This is a genomic window from Pseudomonas sp. SC3(2021), from assembly GCF_019856535.1.
GTDB classification, from domain to species: domain Bacteria; phylum Pseudomonadota; class Gammaproteobacteria; order Pseudomonadales; family Pseudomonadaceae; genus Aquipseudomonas; species Aquipseudomonas monsensis.
On record NZ_CP082236.1, the window covers coordinates 2,648,562 to 2,665,193 of the forward strand.

Annotated in this window: 12 protein-coding genes and 4 tRNA genes; 12 read left to right on the forward strand and 4 right to left on the reverse strand. The window is 60.4% G+C overall.

The annotated features are described in order from the left end of the window. Positions 1-9: 9 nt before the first annotated feature. The 4 genes from K5Y35_RS11805 to thiO are packed head-to-tail and all read left to right on the forward strand — an operon-like array spanning position 10 to position 5,134. Positions 10-489 (forward strand): PilX N-terminal domain-containing pilus assembly protein, encoded by a 480-nt coding sequence (locus K5Y35_RS11805; protein ID WP_222834272.1) that lies wholly within the window; start codon positions 10-12, stop codon positions 487-489. Further along, positions 476-3,559 (forward strand): pilus assembly protein, encoded by a 3,084-nt coding sequence (locus tag K5Y35_RS11810; RefSeq protein ID WP_222834273.1) that lies wholly within the window; start codon positions 476-478, stop codon positions 3,557-3,559. Before K5Y35_RS11805 ends, K5Y35_RS11810 begins: the two co-directional genes overlap by 14 nt. 15 nt (positions 3,560-3,574) lie before the next feature. Further along, positions 3,575-3,976, forward strand: a complete 402-nt coding sequence (locus K5Y35_RS11815; RefSeq protein ID WP_222834274.1) for a type IV pilin protein — start codon at positions 3,575-3,577, stop codon at positions 3,974-3,976. Between the two features lie 57 nt (positions 3,977-4,033). Next, positions 4,034-5,134: a glycine oxidase ThiO gene (gene thiO, locus K5Y35_RS11820; protein WP_123464037.1), complete on the forward strand. Its 1,101-nt coding sequence runs from the start codon at positions 4,034-4,036 to the stop codon at positions 5,132-5,134. 113 nt (positions 5,135-5,247) lie between these two features. Here thiO and K5Y35_RS11825 read toward each other — a convergent pair whose 3' ends face one another. From K5Y35_RS11825 to K5Y35_RS11840, 4 genes are all read right to left on the reverse strand, one after another. After that, positions 5,248-6,594, reverse strand: coding sequence for a sigma-54-dependent transcriptional regulator (locus tag K5Y35_RS11825; protein WP_222834275.1), 1,347 nt, complete (start codon positions 6,592-6,594; stop codon positions 5,248-5,250). After that, complete coding sequence (locus tag K5Y35_RS11830) at positions 6,591-8,180, reverse strand: sensor histidine kinase (RefSeq protein WP_222834276.1); 1,590 nt, start codon at positions 8,178-8,180, stop codon at positions 6,591-6,593. Before K5Y35_RS11830 ends, K5Y35_RS11825 begins: the two co-directional genes overlap by 4 nt. After that, positions 8,170-8,412: a PP0621 family protein gene (locus K5Y35_RS11835; protein ID WP_128616134.1), complete on the reverse strand. Its 243-nt coding sequence runs from the start codon at positions 8,410-8,412 to the stop codon at positions 8,170-8,172. The genes K5Y35_RS11830 and K5Y35_RS11835 overlap by 11 nt, the downstream gene beginning before the upstream one ends. Before the next feature lie 127 nt (positions 8,413-8,539). Then, the gene (locus K5Y35_RS11840) at positions 8,540-9,556 is read right to left on the reverse strand and encodes an outer membrane protein assembly factor BamD (protein WP_123464044.1); all 1,017 of its coding nucleotides are present in this window, start codon (positions 9,554-9,556) and stop codon (positions 8,540-8,542) included. A gap of 151 nt (positions 9,557-9,707) precedes the next feature. On the opposite strand from K5Y35_RS11840, the gene rluD reads away from it, so the two are divergent. From rluD to K5Y35_RS11880, 8 genes are all read left to right on the forward strand, one after another. After that, the gene (rluD, locus tag K5Y35_RS11845; protein ID WP_123464046.1) at positions 9,708-10,670 is read left to right on the forward strand and encodes a 23S rRNA pseudouridine(1911/1915/1917) synthase RluD; all 963 of its coding nucleotides are present in this window, start codon (positions 9,708-9,710) and stop codon (positions 10,668-10,670) included. Continuing rightward, the gene (gene pgeF / locus K5Y35_RS11850) at positions 10,667-11,389 is read left to right on the forward strand and encodes a peptidoglycan editing factor PgeF (RefSeq protein ID WP_123464048.1); all 723 of its coding nucleotides are present in this window, start codon (positions 10,667-10,669) and stop codon (positions 11,387-11,389) included. Before rluD ends, pgeF begins: the two co-directional genes overlap by 4 nt. 131 nt (positions 11,390-11,520) lie before the next feature. Continuing rightward, complete coding sequence (gene clpB / locus K5Y35_RS11855; protein ID WP_123464050.1) at positions 11,521-14,085, forward strand: ATP-dependent chaperone ClpB; 2,565 nt, start codon at positions 11,521-11,523, stop codon at positions 14,083-14,085. 298 nt (positions 14,086-14,383) lie between these two features. Further along, positions 14,384-14,459 (forward strand) — tRNA-Asn (locus K5Y35_RS11860). A 9-nt stretch (positions 14,460-14,468) separates the two neighbouring features. Further along, a tRNA-Pro gene (locus K5Y35_RS11865) sits at positions 14,469-14,545 on the forward strand. Positions 14,546-14,550: 5 nt separating this feature from the next. After that, a tRNA-Lys gene (locus K5Y35_RS11870) sits at positions 14,551-14,626 on the forward strand. Positions 14,627-14,723: 97 nt separating this feature from the next. Then, positions 14,724-14,800, forward strand: a tRNA-Pro gene (locus K5Y35_RS11875). Positions 14,801-14,964: 164 nt separating this feature from the next. Further along, positions 14,965-16,590, forward strand: coding sequence for a methyl-accepting chemotaxis protein (locus K5Y35_RS11880; protein WP_222834277.1), 1,626 nt, complete (start codon positions 14,965-14,967; stop codon positions 16,588-16,590). The last annotated feature ends 42 nt before the right edge of the window (positions 16,591-16,632 follow it).

Consider the following 16,632-nt stretch of genomic DNA (forward strand, 5'->3'; position numbering starts at 1 on the left):
GCCGAGCCAATGAGGATTTCTTTGCATCAGCGAAGCACCCAGCGCGGCATGGTGCTGCTGGTCAGCCTGGTGTTCCTGTTATTGCTGACCCTGGTGGGGCTGTCATCAATGCAAAGTGCCAACCTGCAGGAAAAAATGGCCGGCAGTGTCAGCCTGCGCAATCAGTCGTTCCAGACTGCCGAGGCGGCGTTGCGCATCGGCGAGAGTGCGGTGCAACTCGACAGTTATTCGCTGGCCGTGTGTGCCAGTACTGCGCAATGTGCGCCGCCGGCAGAGTCATCGGTGGTCAGTGCGGCGGGGCTCAATTCGACCTCGGGGGTGACGTGGATCGCCGCCGGCAATGGCTTCTATGGCGTGCAGAACATCGGCACCACCCTGACGGCGGTGAACGTGCCGAGCAATACGTCGGCGACACTGTATCGAGTGACCGCGGTCGGTATCGCCGGCACTTCGCGCAGTGTGGTGGAGAGTGTCTATGCGAAGTATTGAGCGCGGCTGGAGACTGTTGGCGGGCATGCTGACGGGCTTGTATCTGGCTGCGCCGGCCTATGCGTTCACCCCGTCCGACTCGCCACTTTTGAGTGCGGCGGCGGTGCCGCCCAATGTGATGTTGCTGATCGACGACTCAGGCAGCATGAACAGCATCATTTATGCGGCAGGTTTTGATCCGACGATTGATCGCACGCCCGCCAGGCAGTGCAACGTGTTCCTCGGGGTGTGCCTGAGCTCCACGGCCATCACCGGCGATCCGGTGTTTCTCTCGAACCTGCCGACCTCCGGTTGTTCCGGCGGGGCCTTTGCCTTCTACAACAACAGCGTGGCGCCGCTGTGTCTGAAACTGCCTGATCCGGTGGGCGGCGGCAACACCCGCTACACGGGGGATTACATTTCCTACGTGGTCGGGCTGGCGATCAGCAACGGCACGCGCGACTTCACCACCGGAGCGATTCCCAACGACTACCGGATCAACGTGGCACGCAATGTGTCCTCCGCGCTGGTTGCCAGCAACCGAACCTTGCGCATGGGACTGTCGACCTTCAATCCGGTCACCAACAACAACTCCGGCAATGGTGGTTACATCGCTCGATCCATCAGTGACCTGTCGCCGGTCTCCGGCAGCGTGACTCAGGCCCAGGCCGACGCCAACTACAACGCGCTGATTTCGTCGATCAACGGCTTGAGTGCCGTGGCCAACACGCCGCTGGCGGAAACCTATTACGAAATCACCCGCTACATGCGCGGCATGGCGCCGTACTACAACAGCACGCCGACCACCTACACCAGTCCGATCCAGTACCGCTGCCAGAAAAACTACGGCGTGGTCATCACCGATGGTCTGCCGACCTTCGACCGCACGTTTCCCAGCAATGACCCGCTGGGCGGCAGTCGTCTGCCGAACTGGGACGGCGTCAACAATGACGGCGACAACCGCAATGGCGACGACGAAGGTGACACGCTGTATCTGGATGACATCGCCAAATTCGCCTTCGACATCGACATGCGTTCATCGGGGACTGACGCCGCCGGCAAGAGCTGGAACGCCGTGGATTTTCCCAAGCAGAACATGAACACCTACACCGTGGGTTTTACCGCCGACAACGACATGCTCCTGGATGCGGCCAGCTATGGGCAGGGCAAGTATTACCAGGCGACCGACGGCACTGGCCTCAACAGCGCACTGTCCTCGGCGTTGAGTGACATCACCTCCAAGGCTGGCTCCGGTGGCAGCGGCGTCACTAGCGGCACCACGCTGGCCAGTGGCACCAGTTATTTCCAGACCAGCTACGATCCCAGGGACTGGCGCGGGACGATCAAATCTTTCGGCTTCACCTCGGCCGGCGCGGTGAATACCTCCGCGGCCTTGTGGACCACCGACACCACCATCGTTCCGGGCGCAACCGCACCGACCTATCAATCGTGGAACACCGCCAGCAACGCCGCCGTTACCCTGGCGTACGGCAACTTTTCTGCGACCCAGCAGACCACGCTCGGTCAGGGCCTGCCCAGCGGCATCAGCGGCAGCGATCTGGTGGAATGGAGCAAGGGCACCAACAAAACCGGGCTGAAGGTGCGCAGCGTATTGCTCGGCGACATCATCAACTCGCCGCTGGTGCTGGCTTCACCCAGCGACAAAACCGCCTCCGACCTGTCGGGCGACAGCACCTACAGCACTTACCTGACCACCAAGGCGGCGAACATGAACCCCAGCCTGGTGGTGAATGCCAACGACGGTTTCGTCAACGTCATCAACGCCGCCAATGGCACCCGGCGCTATGCCTACATGCCGTCCAGCGTACTGCCGTCGCTGCGGCTGATTGCCGACCCGGCGTACGTCAACGGCGTCAGCCACAAGTTTCTGGTGGACGGGCAGGTCGGCGTGTATGACGCGCAACTCAACAGCGCCTGGAAAACCCTGGCGATTGGCGGCACCGGCGCTGGTGGCAAGACTTTCTATGCCTTGCAGCTATTCGACGCTGCGGCGGGCAATGTGCTCAATGCCCTGTGGGAAGTCAGTGCGCCCGCCACGGCAAACACCGCCAACGCTTTTAATGATCTGGGTTATGCCTACGCGCGGCCGGAAGTGGCACGCTTGGCCGATGGTCGCTGGGCAGCGTTCATTGCCAATGGTTACGGCAGCAACTCCGGGGTGGCGGCGTTGTATGTGCTGGATGTGCGTGACGGTTCGTTGATCAAGAAGATCGTGATCGACAGCAGCGAAACCACCAATGGTCTGTCGTCGGTGAAGCTCAAGGTCAATTCGTCAAACGTGGTGCAGGCAGCCTACGGCGGCGACTTGAAAGGGCGTCTGTGGAAATTCGACCTCAGCGCGACCTCGACCAACAGCTGGGGTCTGGCGTTTTCCGGCAAGCCGTTGTTCACCACGGCGGGCGGGCCGACCCAGCCGATCACGGCGCAGCCGCTGCTGGCGGACAACTCGCTGGGCGGCAAGCAGGTTTTTTTCGGCTCCGGCAAATTCAACGAGACCGCCGACAAGACCAACAAGGATTTGCAGGCGTTTTATTCGGTGTGGGATGCCGACGGTGGTGCCGGGCAACTGACGGTCAGCAGTTTGCAGGCGCAGGCGGTCACCGGGGTGTTTTCCGGCAGCACCGGGCAGTTCATCACCACCAGCCAGAACGACACGACATATCCTGGGGAGAAGGGCTGGTATCTGCCCTTGGTGTACAACAGCGTGCTGACCGGTGAGCGGGTGATCAATCAGGCCAGCCTGGTGCTCGGGCGCATCGTGTTTACCACGGCCAGTGTCGACACCACTGACCCGTGTGCCAGTTTCGGCAGCGGCAAACTGGTCGAACTCGATGCGTTCAGCGGTAAGATGCTCAACTACGCGGTGCTCGACACCAACGCCGACGGCGTGGTCGACAGCAACGACACGATTTCCAGTGGTGTGGTGTTCACTGGTGGCATTCCGACCCTGAACGCCATCATCAATGGCGCGACCCGCAAGATCGTCAACGATTCCAGTGGCACCGTCACCACACTGGTGGAAAAATCCGGCGGCGGTAGCCGTCGTATCATGTGGCGACAAATACAGTAAGTGAGAGTTTGAGGCATGCGCAGAGTCAACCGGGGCTTCACCCTGATCGAAATCATGATCGTGATTGCGATCATCGGGATCATCATCACCATCGCCGCACCGAGCTACACCGAATACCTGAAAAAGGGACGGCGCGCCGAGGTGGTCTCGCTGCTCTCGGAACAGGCGCAGATCCTCGAGCGTTTCTATACCAAAAACAACGTCTACACCGGCATTACCGGTCTGAGCGCGGGCAATGACTTTTACACGCTCACCCCGACGATCGCCGACCAGACCTTTCTGCTGACCGCCACCCGCAAGGCCGGCACTACCATGGCGACCGACAAGTGCGGGGACTTCACCCTGACCAACACCGGCGTCAGAAGCATGAATAACGCTACCACCGGGCTGACCACCAAGGATTGCTGGGGCCGCTGAGGTACTTTCTCAAGGGCGCCTTTTGCGCCCACTGTCTTTTTCACGGTTGGATCAAACATGACCAGGCAACAGCAAGTGGTGATTGTCGGTGGCGGGGTGATTGGCCTGCTGACCGCCTACAACCTCGCCTCCGAAGTGCGCAGCGTGGTGCTGCTGGATCGTTCGGACCTCGGCCAGGAATCGTCCTGGGCCGGTGGCGGCATCGTGTCTCCGCTGTACCCGTGGCGCTATAGCCCGGCCGTCACCGCGCTGGCGCACTGGTCGCAGGATTTTTATCCACAGCTGGGCGAACGCCTGTTTGCCGATACCGGCGTTGATCCCGAAGTGCACACCACCGGCCTGTACTGGCTGGATCTGGATGACGAAGCCGAGGCACTGGCTTGGGCCGCACGGGAGAACCGTCCGTTGCGGTCTGTGGATATCTCGGCAGCACACGATGCGGTACCGGTGCTGGGCGGTGGATTCTCGCGGGCGATCTACATGGCCGATGTCGCCAACGTCAGAAACCCGCGTCTGGTCAAGTCGCTGAAGGCGGCGTTGCAGGCGCTGCCGAACGTGACCCTTCACGAGCAATGCGAAGTCAGCGGGTTTGTGCGTCAGGGCGAGCGGGTGGTGGGCGTGCAGACTTCAACTGGCGTGATCGAGGGCGATCAGATCGTGCTGACGGCCGGCGCCTGGAGCGGCGATCTGCTCAAGACGCTGAACCTGTCGCTGCCGGTCGAGCCGGTCAAAGGCCAGATGATTCTGTACAAATGCGCGGCCGATTTCCTGCCGAGCATGGTTCTGGCCAAGGGACGCTATGCGATTCCGCGTCGTGACGGGCACATCCTGATTGGCAGTACGCTGGAGCACGAAGGCTACGACAAGACGCCGACCGATGTGGCGCTGGAAAGCCTCAAGGCGTCGGCGGTCGAGTTGATTCCCGCGTTGGCGGATGCCGAGGTGGTGGGGCATTGGGCCGGGTTGCGTCCTGGCTCGCCGGAAGGGATTCCGTACATCGGCCGGGTGCCGGGGTTCGCGGGTTTGTGGTTGAACTGCGGGCATTACCGTAACGGGTTGGTGCTGGCGCCGGCGTCGTGTCAGTTGTTTGCCGATGTGATGCTGGGGCGGACACCGATCATTGATCCGGCACCGTATGCGCCTGAAGGCCGCATTTAGTCAGATATTTTTCCAGGGCCTGGCAGACCGTTTTCACCAGCAAGCCCGCACCCACAGTTGATCGTGTCGGTCACAAATCCAATGTGGGCGCGGGCTTGCTCGCGAAGGCGGCCTCAATCCAGACCGAGTTTCTTCAACCTGTAACGCATCGACCGAAACGACAGGCTCAAGCGCTGCGCCGCTGCCGTGCGATTCCAGCGCGTCTCCTCCAGCGCCTGCAGGATCAACTTGCGTTCGACGTTCTCCAGATAATCTTCCAGGTTGTCGATTTGCGTCAGGTCGGCAATTGCGCCACCCGCTGCGCAGTTACCCTCGCTCAGGCGCAAGTCCTCAGCTTCGATCGTCCGGTTTTCACACAAGGTGTGCGCCCGTTCGAGGACGTTTTCCAGCTCGCGTACATTCCCTGGAAAGCGGTAGTTCTTCAGGGTTTCCAGCGCTTGCGGGTGCAGGCGCGCCGGCGGTTGGCCGGTGTCCTTGGCCAGGCGCTTGAGCATGTGCGCCGCCAGCACTTCAATGTCATCGCGTCGTTCGCGCAAGGACGGTACGCGCAATTCGATGACGTTAAGCCGGTAATACAGATCCTGACGAAAGCGTTCGGCAGCCAATTCGGCGTCCAGATCCTTGTGGGTGGCGCACAGAATACGCACATCGACCACGGTTTCCTGTTGGCCACCGACGCTGCGCACGGCTTTTTCCTGAATCGCCCGCAGCAGTTTCACTTGCATGGACAGCGGCAGGTCCGCCACTTCATCGAGAAACAATGTGCCGCCGTGAGCTGCCTGGAACAGTCCGGGCTTGTCCTCGACCGCACCGGTAAAACTGCCTTTGCGGTGACCGAAGAATTCACTCTCCATCAATTCCGAAGGAATGGCCCCGCAGTTCACCGGCACGAAGGGCTGGCTGGCGCGCGGGCCTTGTTCGTGGATCAGCCGCGCCACCAGTTCCTTGCCGCTGCCGGACTCGCCGCTGATGTACACCGGCGCCTGGCTGCGGGCGAGTTTGTCGATCTGTTTGCGCAGATTGCGCATGGGCGACGAGTCGCCGAGCAAGCGCCGGTCAATCGAGGTGCACACGCCACCGGCCACCGGCATGCGCAAGGCGGTGCCGACCAGTTCACGCAGGCGGGTGAGGTCCACCGGTTTGGTCAGAAAGTCAAAAGCCCCGGCCTTCAGCGCGTTGATTGCGGTTTCGAGGCTGCCATACGCGGTGATCATCGCCACCGGCAGCTGTGGATAACGTTGCTGAATGTGTTGTACCAGATCCAGGCCGGTGCCATCGGGCAGGCGCATGTCGGTCAGGCACAGGTCGAAGGGCTGGCGCTGCAGCAGGGCCTGGGCTTCGCCGAGATTACGCGCGCTGAAGGTGTCGAGTTTCATCCGTCCCAGGGTGATTTCCAGGAGTTCGCGGATATCCGGCTCGTCGTCGACGATGAGGATCTTTTGCCGTGGGCTCGTGTTCAACTTTGTTTCCGTCCGTGAGCAAAGGTGATGCGAAAGCAGCCGCCGTCTTGGCGTGACTGGAAGTCTAGGCGCGCTTGATTGCTTTCGCACAGCTCACGGGACAGATACAGCCCAAGGCCGGTGCCCTGGCTACTGGTGGTGAAGAACGGTTCGAACAGATGTGCCTGTTGATCGAGCGCGACGCCGGGGCCGTTGTCCCGTACTTCGAGCACCGCCAACTGGCTGTCGGGGTCGACGAACAGGGCCAGCCAGACCTCGGCCTGTTCGTGCAGCAGGGCGCTGTGGCGCCAGCCGTTGCGCAACAGATTGTCGAGAATTTGCGTGAGCTGGTTGGGGTCCATCAGGGTGGTGAAGTCCCCCGAATTGATCCGTAAGTGAATCTGCTGACGCTCAGTGGCCTGCTCGCGGCTTTCGGCAACGAAGTTTTCCAGCCACGGCTTGAGATCCAGGCGTTGCGGTGCACTCTGCTGGCGGCGGGACAGTTGCAGGACGTTTTCGATGACTCGGTTCATGCGCTGGGAGTGGTCTTGAATAATCTGCGTCAGACGGCGATCTGCACCATCGAGTTCCTCGGATTCCCCCAATAGCTGCGCGGCATGACTGATGGCGCCCAGCGGATTGCGGATTTCGTGGGAGATGCCGGCGGTCAGGCGGCCGAGGGCGGCCAGTTTTAGTTGCTGGGCCTGCTGGGCGATTTGCGCGAGGTCTTCGAGAAACACCAGGGTCTGTGGGTTCGGGCTCTGGTCCAGGGCGATGAAGCTGGCTTGCAGTTCGAGGCCGTTGCCGGGGATTTTCAGGCTTTGCGGGCGCAGGGTCGGGTTGTTCATCCACAATTGCAGGCGATCGACCAGTGCCGGCGAATAGTCGTCGATCAGATGCCCTTGAAGATGGGATTGCGCGAGCAGGATCTGCGCGCTGTGGTTGGCCAGTTGCACCCGGCGCGCTCCGTCGAGCACCAGAATGCCGGTGCGCATGCGTTGCAGGATCAGCGCATTGAGCGCTTCGAGACCGACCACTTCGCTGGCGCGGCGTTCGGCCAGGGTTTCACTGACCTCCAGACGCCTGATCAATCCTTGCACCAGCAGTGAGGCGGCGAAACACAGCGCACCGAGGGTGCCGGCCTGCAGGTATTCATTGGCGCTCAGGGGATGGCTGAAGCTGAGCAGGAAACTCAGGCCGACAATGCCGAGCGCGCCAATGGCGGCGATCAGCAGGCCGATACGCCGCCGCAGCAGGGTATTGCTGATCGCGATCGAAACGATCAGCAGATTGCCCAGGGCACTGACCACGCCGCCGGCCGCGTAGAACAAAGCGCACAACAACAGCACGTCGACCAGCGCCAGCGTGAACAGCTGAGTCGGGCGCCGGGTGTTTTCAAAGAACACCACCAACAGAATGTTGAGCACCAGATACAGCCAGCTGCCGCCGCGCAGCAGATCGTCGTTGGCCGAGGTCAGCAGGCGGTTGTCCATGTTGCTGGAGATCAACAGCACCAGGGTGATGCCGACGCTTAAACGGTAGAGATGGTAGAGGCGCAGCAGGCGCTGCGCCTGTTTGCTGTGGGCGCTGGCGGCCTCAGCGATCACTGGAGCCCGGGCCTTGCTCGAGGTGAGCCTGGCTGCAATACCACTGTTGTTGAAGGCTCAGCGCACGGTCGCGCGGCAGGTGAACGCCGCAATGGGCGCAGCGCACCATCGGTGCGGCGTCTTGTTCGCGAGGATCGCGACGGGATGGATTGGACGCGGCGGGTGCCTTGAACTTACGCCACAACCAGAACGCGGCGAAAATCACGGCAATCCAGAACAATAAACGAAGCATGATGAGCGGCTTTTCGACTGATGATCCGGCAGTTTAGCCAAGGACCCGAGACGCGCCCAGTCTATTCAAGCGCGCCCATGAAAAAGGGAGATCCGAAGATCTCCCTTTTTCTGTGCATCGGCTGTATTCAGTCGAACAGGCCGAACGTCATGTAGCTGAACCACGAACGGTCGGAACTGCTGGATTCCGGCGCTGGCTCTTCGATCACGTCGCCGTTTTCGTCTTTCGGCTTGAGCTCGTTCGGGATCGCGTCTTTCGCGTCCTGGAACTGCTTCTGCACGTCCTGGTTGGCGCGGGTTTCGCCCGGCGGCAGCGGTGGACGCGACTCGATCAGACCCAACGTCGCCTTGCTCAGGAACGAACGGTTGTCGGCTTCGGCAACCCGTGGCACGAACTGGCCGTCTTGCAGGCTCGGGTGGTTCGGGTAGTTGAGCTTCAGGGTTTCCAGGCTGGTGGTCGCCAGTTCGTCCAGGTGCAGACGCTGATAGGCCTCAGTCATCACTGCCAGGCCGTCGCCGACCGATGGGGTTTCCTGGAAGTTTTCCACCACGTAACGGCCACGGTTGGCAGCGGCTACATAAGCCTGACGGGTCAGGTAGTAGTCAGCCACGTGGATTTCGTAGGCAGCCAGCAGGTTGCGCAGGTAGATCATGCGCTGCTTGGCGTCCGGCGCGTAGCGGCTGTTCGGGTAACGGCTGGTCAACTGGGCGAACTCGTTGTACGAGTCGCGAGCAGCGCCCGGGTCACGCTTGGTCATGTCCAGCGGCAGGAAGCGCGCCAGCAGGCCGACGTCCTGGTCGAACGAGGTCAGGCCCTTGAGGTAGTAGGCGTAGTCCACGTTCGGGTGCTGGGGGTGCAAACGGATAAAACGCTCGGCGGCGGACTTGGCAGCTTCCGGCTCGGAGTTTTTATAGTTGGCATAGATCAGTTCAAGCTGTGCCTGGTCGGCGTAGCGACCGAACGGATAGCGCGACTCCAGAGCCTTCAGCTTGGCTGTGGCGCTGGTGTAGCTATTATTGTCCAGGTCGGTCTGAGCCTGCTGATACAGCTCGGCTTCGCTCAGGTTTTCGTCGACGACTTCCTTCGATGAGCAAGCAGCGGTCAATGCGAGGATGGCGATCAGCAGCAGGTGTTTCACTTGCATGGCGGCTTGCGTCCCTATGACGGCCGCTGTCTTGGGCGGGGCCGTCCTGTTATGATGAGCGCCCCGTTGAAAAGCCTCGGGGCAAAAGACGCCGTATTTAACCACAAGCGCGCAGCCGAAACCAAAGGCTGTGCCGACGCCCAGTCAGAGCATGTCCGATAAAATTGAACTTCGCGCAGAGGTGCCGTCCGAATTGGGCGGCCAACGCCTCGATCAAGTCGCCGCCCAACTCTTCGCTGAGCACTCACGCTCGCGCCTTTCCGCCTGGATCAAAGAAGGTCGCCTGACTGTGGACGGGGCGGTCATCCGCCCACGCGACATCGTGCATGGCGGTGCCATCCTTGAACTGACTGCCGAGCAGGAAGCCCAGGGCGAGTGGATCGCCCAGGACATCGAGCTCGACATCGTCTATGAAGACGACGACATTCTGGTGATCAACAAGCCTGCGGGCCTGGTGGTGCACCCGGCTGCCGGTCACGCTGATGGCACCTTGCTCAATGCCTTGCTGCACCACGTGCCGGACATCATCAATGTCCCGCGCGCCGGTATCGTGCATCGTCTGGACAAGGACACCACCGGTCTGATGGTGGTGGCCAAGACCATTCAGGCGCAGACAAAGCTGGTTGCACAATTGCAGAGCCGCAGCGTCAGCCGCATTTACGAGTGCATCGTGATCGGCGTGGTGACGGCGGGTGGCAAGATCAATGCACCGATCGGTCGCCACGGCCAGCAGCGTCAGCGCATGGCGGTGATGGAAGGCGGCAAGCCGGCCGTCAGCCACTATCGCGTGCTGGAGCGTTTCCGTTCCCACACCCACGTGCGGGTAAAACTGGAAACCGGCCGGACCCACCAGATCCGCGTACATATGTCGCACATCAACTTCCCGTTGGTCGGCGACCCGGCGTACGGCGGTCGTTTCCGCATCCCGCCGGCGGCGAACCCGACCATGGTCGAGTCGCTCAAGCACTTCCCGCGTCAGGCGCTGCATGCGCGCTTCCTAGAGCTCGATCATCCGACCACCGGTGAGCGCATGAGCTGGGAATCGCCGCTGCCGGAAGACTTCGTCTGGCTGCTGACCCTGCTCAAGCAGGATCGCGAGGCATTCGTCGGATGAACTGGCTGACGCCGGACTGGCCTGCGCCGGCCAGCGTCATGGCCTGCGTCACCACCCGTGAGGGCGGTGTCAGCGAGGCGCCGTTCGACAGCCTCAATCTGGGCGATCATGTCGATGATCGCCCAGAGGCTGTTGCCGAGAATCGTCGGCGTCTGACCGAGCGCTTCTCTATAAAGCCGGCCTGGTTGCAGCAAGTGCACGGAATTGTCGTGGCTCATGCTGATCCAGACGTGGTGGCAACGGCTGACGCCAGTTGGACGCAGACCCCCGGCATTGCCTGTACGGCGATGACCGCGGATTGCCTGCCGGCATTGTTCTGCAACCGTGCCGGCACTCGTGTCGCGGCGGCTCATGCCGGTTGGCGCGGGTTGGCGGCGGGCGTGCTCGAAGCCACTCTCGATCAACTCGACACCGCTCCGGCGGACGTGCTGGTCTGGCTCGGTCCGGCCATCGGCCCGAAAGCATTTGAAGTCGGCCCGGAAGTACGGGAAGTTTTCATCAATCAACTGCCCGAAGCGGCATCAGCCTTCGTACCGAGCCACAATGCTGGCAAGTTCATGGCCGACATCTACCTGCTGGCGCGGCTGCGTCTGGCTGAACGGGGTGTCACTGCCGTTTATGGCGGCGATTTCTGCACCGTGACCGATCCACGCTTCTTCTCCTACCGTCGTGCGTCGCGCACGGGGCGCTTCGCCTCCCTGATCTGGCTCACCCGCTAGACTTGTCTGATCTGTATCAACTCTCCGACGCTTGAATCTTCCAGAATCGACCGCATCTACAGTGCTATCTGGCAGGTTTCTTTATTCAGGATGGTTTTTAGGTCCGGCCTGCTCAAAAGGAAGGTGACCCCATGCGTATAGACCGTTTAACCAGCAAATTACAGTTGGCGTTGTCCGACGCCCAATCCCTGGCCGTAGGCCATGATCATCCGGCCATCGAGCCGGCGCACTTGATGCAGGCCATGCTTGAACAGCAGGGCGGTTCGATCAAGCCGCTGCTGATGCAAGTGGGCTTCGACGTCAACAGCCTGCGCAAAGAGCTGACCAAAGAGCTCGACCAATTACCGAAAATCCAGAACCCGACCGGCGACGTCAACATGTCGCAGGATCTGGCGCGCCTGCTCAATCAGGCTGATCGCCTGGCTCAGCAGAAGGGCGACCAGTTCATTTCCAGTGAGCTGGTGCTGCTCGCGGCGATGGACGAGAACAGCAAGCTCGGCAAGCTGCTGCTCGGCCAGGGCGTGAGCAAGAAAGCCCTGGAAAACGCGATCAACAACCTGCGTGGTGGTGAAGCGGTCAATGACGCGAACCACGAAGAGTCGCGCCAGGCGCTGGACAAGTACACCGTCGACCTGACCAAACGCGCCGAAGAGGGCAAGCTCGACCCGGTGATCGGCCGTGACGACGAAATCCGTCGCACCATTCAGGTTCTGCAACGCCGGACCAAGAACAACCCGGTGTTGATCGGCGAGCCTGGCGTAGGTAAAACCGCGATTGCCGAGGGTCTGGCCCAGCGCATCATCAACGGCGAAGTGCCGGACGGCCTCAAGGGCAAGCGTCTGTTGTCGCTGGACATGGGCGCGCTGATTGCCGGCGCCAAGTATCGCGGGGAGTTCGAAGAACGCCTGAAATCGCTGCTCAACGAGCTGTCGAAACAGGAAGGGCAGATCATTCTGTTTATCGACGAACTGCACACCATGGTCGGCGCCGGCAAAGGCGAAGGCTCGATGGATGCCGGCAATATGCTCAAACCTGCGCTGGCGCGCGGTGAGCTGCACTGCGTCGGTGCGACCACGCTCAACGAGTACCGCCAATATATAGAGAAGGATGCGGCCCTCGAGCGGCGCTTCCAGAAAGTGCTGGTGGACGAGCCGAGTGAAGAAGACACCATCGCGATCCTGCGTGGCCTCAAAGAGCGTTATGAGGTTCACCACAAGGTCGCGATCACCGACGGCGCGATCATCGCGGCGGCCAAGCTCAGCCATCGCTACATCACTGACCGGCAGCTGCCGGACAAGGCCATCGACCTGATCGACGAAGCGGCCAGCCGTATCCGTATGGAAATCGACTCCAAGCCGGAAGTGCTCGATCGTCTTGAGCGGCGTCTGATTCAGTTGAAGGTCGAATCCCAGGCACTGAAGAAAGAAAGCGATGAAGCGGCCATGAAGCGCCTGGAAAAACTTCAGGAAGAAATTGTCCGCCTCGAGCGTGAGTACTCGGACCTGGAAGAAATCTGGAACTCGGAAAAAGCCGAGGTGCAGGGTTCTGCGCAGATTCAGCAGAAGATCGAACAGTCCCGTCAGGAACTGGAAGCCGCGCGTCGCAAAGGCGATCTCAATCGCATGGCCGAGCTGCAATACGGGGTGATCCCGGACCTGGAGCGCAGTCTGCAAATGGTCGACCAGCACGGCAAGAGCGAAAACCAGTTGCTGCGCAGCAAGGTGACCGAAGAGGAAATCGCCGAAGTCGTTTCGAAGTGGACCGGTATTCCGGTATCGAAAATGCTCGAAGGCGAGCGCGACAAACTGATGAAGATGGAAAGCCTGTTGCACCAACGTGTGATCGGTCAGGACGAAGCCGTGGTGGCGGTGGCCAACGCAGTGCGGCGTTCCCGTGCCGGGTTGTCCGACCCGAATCGTCCGAGCGGCTCGTTCATGTTCCTCGGCCCGACCGGTGTCGGTAAAACCGAGCTGTGCAAGGCGCTGGCCGAATTCCTCTTTGATACTGAAGAGGCGATGGTGCGGATCGACATGTCCGAGTTCATGGAGAAACATTCCGTGGCTCGCCTGATCGGTGCACCACCGGGATACGTTGGTTACGAAGAGGGCGGTTACCTGACCGAAGCGGTACGGCGCAAGCCTTACTCGGTGATCCTGCTGGACGAGGTCGAGAAGGCGCACCCGGATGTGTTCAACATCTTGCTGCAAGTGCTCGAGGATGGTCGCCTGACCGACAGCCATGGCCGCACGGTGGACTTCCGTAATACGGTGATCGTCATGACCTCGAACCTGGGCTCTGTGCAGATTCAGGAGCTGGTCGGTGATCGCGAGGCGCAGCGTGCTGCGGTGATGGATGCGCTGACGTCGCACTTCCGTCCGGAGTTCATCAACCGGGTCGACGAAGTGGTGATCTTCGAGCCTCTGGCGCGGGATCAGATCGCAGGCATTACCGAGATCCAGCTGGGCCGTCTGCGCAGTCGTCTGGCCGAGCGCGAGCTGAAGCTGGAACTGAGTCCGGAAGCAATGGACAAGCTGATTGCCGTCGGTTACGACCCGGTTTACGGCGCACGTCCTTTGAAACGGGCGATCCAGCGCTGGATCGAAAACCCGCTGGCGCAATTGATCCTCTCGGGGCACTTCATGCCTGGCGAAACCGCGACCGGCACCGTCGAGAACGACGAAATCGTTTTCAACTGAGCCAAAGCGCCAAGGAAAAAAGGAGGGCCCCACATTGTGGGGCCTTTTTTTTCGTTAGGCTGTTGAACTCAAAGGAAAAGGCTTGTAAAGTGCGCCCCGCAGTCAGTCACCGGCAGCGTTTCAATCCTCTGGGTTGAAAACTGAAATAAGTTGCAAATCATTAACTTGAAAGCAATTTAGGGGGTTGACAGAGGTGTTCTAGGTTGTAGAATAGCGCGCCTCAGACACACGAACGCAGCGATGCGAAAACGGTGTCGAGAAGCTTCAGGTTTCACAGTTGTAAATTGAAATATGTAGTTCCGTGATAGCTCAGTCGGTAGAGCAAATGACTGTTAATCATTGGGTCCCAGGTTCGAGTCCTGGTCACGGAGCCAATTTCAAACCGGGGTATAGCGCAGTCCGGTAGCGCGCCTGCTTTGGGAGCAGGATGTCAGGAGTTCGAATCCCCTTACCCCGACCATTTTTGGGTCGTTAGCTCAGTTGGTAGAGCAGTTGGCTTTTAACCAATTGGTCGTAGGTTCGAATCCCACACGACCCACCATTTTTGAAACCAGGTAACACTGGGATCGAATCTTAAGATCAGAGGCCAAAAGCGCTGATCGAAGAAGGCGATCTTTGAAAGGTCGCCTTTTTTTTACCGGGGTATAGCGCAGTCCGGTAGCGCGCCTGCTTTGGGAGCAGGATGTCAGGAGTTCGAATCCCCTTACCCCGACCATATTAAAAATCCTCGTATCGAAAGATACGGGGATTTTTTTTGTCCCTCGAAAAGGCAATTCCCTTCAAGTCATCGTACAACTGGCCGATAGCCCGCTAACACGAGGGGACTGCCATGGCTTTCGCCCCTTGAATCTGGCCAATACAAGAATAAGGGCGTTCGTCATGTTGCTTCGTCAGTTGAATATTGCTCCCCGGGCTGCCTTGGGATTCGCCCTGATCGCGGTGTTGGTGGCATTGCTTGGCGTATTTGCGCTGGGGCAGATGTCGAGCATTCGCGACAGTGAGGTCGCGGTAGAAAATCAGTGGCTGCCGAGTATTCGTGGCGGCGACGAGATTCGCGAGATCATGCTGCGCATCCGCACCATCTCATTGCGCATGGCGTTGGATCAGGACGCGAACAATATCGCCACCTACCGTAGCCAGATGGACACCCGCGACAAGGAGCTGAGCGAGAAAATCGCCGCCTACGACAAACTGGTCGACACCCCGGAAGGCCAGCAGCTGTATGACCAATTCAAAAAGACCTTCGCCGCGTATCGCAGCGGTATCGCTCAATCCTTTGCCCTCGCCGAGCAAGGCAAGCGTGATGAGTTGACCAAATTGTTGCTGGTCGACATGAAAACCGTCGTCGATGGCTCCGGCAAACAACTCAACGACCTGGCGGACCTGTTCGCCAAACAGGTCGCCGCCGAAAGCCAGAAATCCGCTGCGCACTACGAAAACTCGCGCACGATTGTCAGTTTATTTATCGCGTTGGCCGCGCTGGCCACGGTGGCACTGGCGATGATGCTCACTCGCAGTATCGTCCGCCCGCTGAGCAGTGCCGTGAGCGCAGCAGAAAGTGTCGCGCAGGGGGATCTGACCCGACCGATCGAAACCCAGGGCAACGATGAAGTCAGTCGCTTGCTCAAGGCACTGGCGACCATGCAGCAAAACCTGCGGGAGACGCTGCAAGGCATCAGCGGCTCGGCCACGCAACTGGCGACCGCTGCCGATGAACTCAATGCAGTGACACTCGACAGTACGCAGGGGCTGCAACAACAGAACAACGAGATCGAACAGGCCGCGACGGCTGTTAATCAGATGACGGCCGCAGTGGAAGAGGTCGCACGCAATGCGGTGTCGACGTCTGACGCCACCCGTCAATCCAGCGAGTCGGCGCATCTGGGGCAGGTGCGCGTCAGTGAGACCGCCACGGCCATCAACGCCCTGGCCAGCGATGTGCAACAGACTGGCGAACTGGTGCAATCACTGGCCAATCAATCGCAGGATATCGGCAAAGTGCTGGACGTGATTCGGGCGATTGCCGAGCAGACCAACCTGCTGGCGCTCAACGCGGCGATTGAAGCGGCACGGGCCGGTGAGAGTGGGCGCGGCTTTGCTGTGGTCGCTGATGAAGTGCGGGCGCTGGCCTATCGCACGCAGCAATCGACGCAGGAGATCGAGCAAATGGTTCAGGGCATGCGCAGCGGTTCGAGCCTGGCGCTGGATTCGATGCAGGCCAGTACCGCGCGGGCGACGACCACGCTGGCGCTGGCTGAGCGTGCCGGTGAGGCGCTGCAAACCATTACCGCGTCGGTGCACGAGATCCATGAGCGCAATCTGGTCATTGCCAGCGCTGCCGAAGAACAAGCGCAAGTCGCGCGGGAAGTGGACCGCAACCTGGTGAATATTCGGGATTTGTCGGTACGTTCTGCCGCAGGCGCCGACCAGACCAGTGCTTCCAGCCATGAATTGTCGCAACTGGCCAACGCCTTGCAGGGCATGGTGCGGCGTTTCCAGCTGTAAACAACCACACATAAAAAAGCCGCGTTTCTCGCAGGAGAAGCG

Excerpts from the sequence above, each read along its gene's own strand:
- K5Y35_RS11835 (WP_128616134.1), bottom strand. The coding sequence starts at position 8,412 with ATGCTTCGTTTATTGTTCTGGATTGCCGTGATTTTCGCCGCGTTCTGG.
- K5Y35_RS11840 (WP_123464044.1), bottom strand. The coding sequence starts at position 9,556 with ATGCAAGTGAAACACCTGCTGCTGATCGCCATCCTCGCATTGACCGCT.
- K5Y35_RS11810 (WP_222834273.1), top strand. The coding sequence starts at position 476 with ATGCGAAGTATTGAGCGCGGCTGGAGACTGTTGGCGGGCATGCTGACG.
- rluD (WP_123464046.1), top strand. The coding sequence starts at position 9,708 with ATGTCCGATAAAATTGAACTTCGCGCAGAGGTGCCGTCCGAATTGGGC.
- K5Y35_RS11805 (WP_222834272.1), top strand. The coding sequence starts at position 10 with ATGAGGATTTCTTTGCATCAGCGAAGCACCCAGCGCGGCATGGTGCTG.
- clpB (WP_123464050.1), top strand. The coding sequence starts at position 11,521 with ATGCGTATAGACCGTTTAACCAGCAAATTACAGTTGGCGTTGTCCGAC.
- pgeF (WP_123464048.1), top strand. The coding sequence starts at position 10,667 with ATGAACTGGCTGACGCCGGACTGGCCTGCGCCGGCCAGCGTCATGGCC.
- K5Y35_RS11880 (WP_222834277.1), top strand. The coding sequence starts at position 14,965 with ATGTTGCTTCGTCAGTTGAATATTGCTCCCCGGGCTGCCTTGGGATTC.
- thiO (WP_123464037.1), top strand. The coding sequence starts at position 4,034 with ATGACCAGGCAACAGCAAGTGGTGATTGTCGGTGGCGGGGTGATTGGC.
- K5Y35_RS11815 (WP_222834274.1), top strand. The coding sequence starts at position 3,575 with ATGCGCAGAGTCAACCGGGGCTTCACCCTGATCGAAATCATGATCGTG.